This window comes from Stenotrophomonas sp. HMWF003 (assembly GCF_003061285.1).
Taxonomy (GTDB): Bacteria; Pseudomonadota; Gammaproteobacteria; order Xanthomonadales; family Xanthomonadaceae; genus Stenotrophomonas; species Stenotrophomonas maltophilia_AP.
The window spans coordinates 6,093-10,036 of sequence record NZ_QAIW01000382.1; the positions used below are offsets into that span (position 1 = coordinate 6,093).

Genomic DNA, 3,944 nt, shown 5'->3' on the forward strand with positions numbered 1-3,944 from the left:
CCGGGGCGGCGGCAGCATCGGCCGGCACCACCACGCTGCCATCGGCATTGATCCCGTTCACCGGCTCGCTCTGGGCCGGCAGGGTGACCTTGACCTCGAACATGTACGGCAAGGCGCTGATGTCACTCAGCGTGGTCGGGCCGTCCTTGCCGGGCTCGGGCTTCTTGGCCTCGATCACCGACAGTTCCGGCTTGCTCATCCAGCCCGAACTTTCCAGGTTGCGCATGTAGGCGCTGACCCGGGCGTTGGACTGGGTGCGCCCTTCCAGGGTGAGGATGTCACCTTCCTGCTTGAGCGAGGTCAACACCACGCCGTCGGGAATGGTGCGCACCAGCGCATCGAACAGGTGGACCATCTGCGAGCGCTTGGCCTGCAGTTCCTCGATCACCTTCTTGCGCGCCAGCAGGCGGTCCTTCTGGCGATCCAGGCGGTCGATCTCCTTGTTCTGCTCCTTGACCTTGGCGATCTCGGTCTGCAGGAAGGCATTGCGCTCGCCCTGCCCGCTGACCTGCCGGTCGTAGTAGAACCAGATCAACAGCGACAGCAGCACGCCGCCGATGGCCGCCACCCCGAGCATGCCGTAGAAGTCACGCTGGCGTTGCTTGCGCCGCTCGGCGCGCCACGGCAATAGATTGATTCTTGCCATCAGTCAAAGCTCCTCAGCGCCAGACCGGTGGCAATCATCAGCGCCGGGGCGTCCTGGGCCAGGGCATGTGCCTGTACCTTGGGACCCAGGGTCATCTGTGCCAGCGGGTTGGCCACCACGGTGGCCACGCCCAGCTGTTCTTCCACCATCTCCGGCAGGCCGGCCAGCGCAGCGCACCCGCCGGCCAGCACGATGTGGTCCACGCGGTTGAATTCGCTACCGGCATAGAAGAACTGCAGCAGGCGGCTGATCTGCTGGACCGTGGCCTCCTTGAACGGCTCCAGCACTTCCATCTCGTAGCTTTCCGGCAGCCCGCCCTGGCGCTTGGCCAGGCCGGCTTCCTCGTAGGTGAGGCCGTAGCGGCGCATCACTTCGTCGGTCAGCTGCTTGCCGCCGAACACCTGTTCGCGGCTGTACAGGCTCCGCCCGCCGCGCAGGACGTTCAGGGTGGTCATGGTGGCACCGATGTCCACCAGGGCGACCACGCCATCGCTGGCGATCGGCAGCTCGCTGGCGACCAGGGCAAAGGCGTTCTCGACCGCGAAGGCCTCCACGTCCATGACCCGGGCGGTCAGCCCGCCGAGCTCCAGCGCCGACTGGCGCAGCTCCACGTTCTCCGACCGCGACGCCGCCAACAGCACCTGGACCATTTCCGGGTTGTTGGGGATGGCACCCAGCACCTCGAAGTCGAGGTTCACTTCCTCGATCGGGTACGGGATGTAGTTGACCGCCTCGAGCTCGACCTGGGCTTCCATGTCGTTCTCGTCCAGGTCGGCCGGCATCGGGATCAGCTTGGTGATCACCGCCGAGCCGGCGACGGCTGCGGCAGCGTGCCGGGCCTTCGTACCGGAACGGTTCACGGCGCGGCGGATAGCCTCACCCACGGCCTCCACTTCCACGATGTTCTTTTCCACGACCGCATTCGGCGGAAGTGGTTCCACAGCGTAATGTTCCACGCGGAAACGATTGCCACTGCGGGAAAGCTGCAAGAGCTTTACTGCAGTCGAGCTGATGTCGACGCCAATAAGCGGCGACTGGCTTTTTGGGATAAGCCCCACGGTTTCTCCCCTGCCGACGGGCACTTGGACGCATAACCTGCGCCCGCGCATTAATAACGTTTTTTTTGCAAACCGCAACCATCACGCAGTGAAACGTGCACTACCGCACGTTTCACGGCTCCCCAGACGGTCGTCGATCTGCGCTCCCCGGGAACAACCCCAGCCGTTCCCTTGCGTAATCTATACTCTGCGGCCACGAAATTCGCAATCGGAATCTGTCACTGATGACACGCTTTCGCCGCTGGCTGCGCTGGTTGCTGGTCGCCATCCTGGTCCTGGGCCTGATCGGCGCCGCCGTCGCAGGTGGCCTGTACTACGCCATTTCCTCCAAGCTCCCGGACGTGCAGACCCTGCGCGACATCGAGATGCAGGAGCCCATGTACGTGTATGCCAGCGATGGCAAGCTGATGGCCGTGTTCGGCGAGTCGCGGCGCGTACCGATCACCATGAAGGAGGTCCCGGAACGTCTCAAGCAGGCCTTCCTGGCCACCGAGGACGCCCGCTTCTACGAGCATGGCGGGGTGGACTACAAGGGCATCGGCCGCGCGGTCTGGCTGCTGGCCACCACCAACGACAAGCGCGTGCCGGGTGGGTCCACCATCACCCAGCAGGTCGCCCGCCAGTTCTTCCTGAGTTCGGAGTACAGCTACACCCGCAAGCTGGCCGAGATCCTGCTGGCGCGCAAGATCGAGTCCGAGCTGAGCAAGGACGAGATCTTCGAGCTGTACCTGAACAAGAGTTTCTTCGGCAACCGCGCCTACGGCGTGGCCGCCGCGGCAGAGTTCTACTACGGCAAGAAGCTGGGCGAGCTGGACCTGGATGAAATGGCCTCGCTGGCCGGCATCCCCAAGTTCCCGTCCTCGGGCAACCCGATCAGCAACCCCGAACGGGCCCGCGAGCGCCGCGACTTCTATGTGCTGCAGCGCATGGCCAGCCTGGGCTTCATCAGCCAGGCCGAGGCCGATGCGGCCAAGGCGGTGCCGATGCACGCCAGCGCGCATGAGCCGCCGGTGCAGGTGGAAGCGCCCTACGTGGCCGAACTGGTCCGCCAGGAAATGATCGCCCGCTTCGGCGGCGACGTGGTCAACAAGGGCTACCACGTCACCACCACCATCAATGCCGAGCTGCAGACCGCGGCCAACATTGCCGTGCGCGATGGCCTGCGGGTGTACGACCACCGGCATGGCTGGCACGGCGTGGAACAGCACTTCGAGGTGCCGGCCGATGCCGATGCCAAGGCGCTGGCGGCCAAGCTGGCCGGCATTCCGGCACAGTCCGGGCTGCTGCCGGCGATCGTGGCCTCCACCGCCGCCGACGGCAGCGCCACCGTGGTGCTGGCCAACCGCAGCGAACTGGTGCTGCCCGTCGCGGCCAGCCGCTGGGTCAACAAGACCCCGGCCAAGCTGCTGACCCGGGGTGACCTGGTGCGGGTACGCGCGGGCGACAAGGAAGGCGAATGGCTGATCGACCAGATCCCGCGCGGTCAGTCCGCGCTGGTCTCGCTGGATGCTGAAAGCGGCGCCCTGAAGGCCCTGGTGGGCGGCTTCAGCTTCTCCGGCAACAAGTTCAACCGCGCCACCCAGGCGCGCCGCCAGCCGGGCTCGAGCTTCAAGCCGTTCATCTACGCGGCCGCCTTCGACAAGGGGTTCAACCCCGCCTCGATCGTGCTCGACGCCCCGGTGGTGTTCCGCGACCGCCGCGGCAAGACCTGGTCGCCGCAGAACGACGGCGGCGGTTTCCGTGGTCCGATGCGCCTGCGTGAAGCGCTGGTGCAGTCGCGCAACCTGGTCTCGGTCCGCCTGCTCGACGGCATGGGCGTGGATTACGCGCGCAAGTACATCAGCGAATTCGGCTTTGCCGAAGCCGAGCTGCCGCCCAACCTGTCGATGTCGCTGGGTACTGCGTCGGTGACCCCGTTGTCGGTGGCGCGCGGCTACGCCGTGTTCGCCAACGGTGGCTCGCGGGTGGACACCTGGGTGATCGACCAGGTGACCGACCGTGATGGCGTGGTGGTGTTCAAGGAAAACCCGGCGATGGCCTGCCGCGACTGCGCCGGCACCAGCGGCGGCGCGCCGGTGAGCCAGGTGGTGGACGGCTTCAACTTCGGCGCCCCTGCCGCCCCGGCCACCGCCGCGACGGCCAAGCCGCAGCAGGCCGCCGAACCGGCCGAACCGGCCAAGCCGGCGAACCCGGATGCCAAGGTGGCCCCGCGCGCGATCGACGCCCGCACGGCCTACCAG

Annotated in this window: 3 protein-coding genes; 1 reads left to right on the plus strand and 2 read right to left on the minus strand. The window is 66.4% G+C overall.

Annotated elements, in window-relative coordinates; genetic code table 11:
* Together DBR34_RS16375 and DBR34_RS16380 are read right to left on the minus strand one after the other, a co-directional pair.
* A partial coding sequence (locus tag DBR34_RS16375; protein WP_128097597.1) for a PilN domain-containing protein occupies positions 1-646 on the minus strand: 646 nt, incomplete at its 3' end.
* Positions 646-1,704: a pilus assembly protein PilM gene (locus DBR34_RS16380; protein ID WP_038686523.1), complete on the minus strand. Its 1,059-nt coding sequence runs from the start codon at positions 1,702-1,704 to the stop codon at positions 646-648. The genes DBR34_RS16380 and DBR34_RS16375, both read right to left, overlap by 1 nt.
* Positions 1,705-1,928: 224 nt before the next feature.
* Here DBR34_RS16380 and DBR34_RS16385 point away from each other — a divergent pair.
* The coding region (locus DBR34_RS16385; RefSeq protein ID WP_258224020.1) for a transglycosylase domain-containing protein at positions 1,929-3,944 on the plus strand (2,016 nt) is incomplete at its 3' end.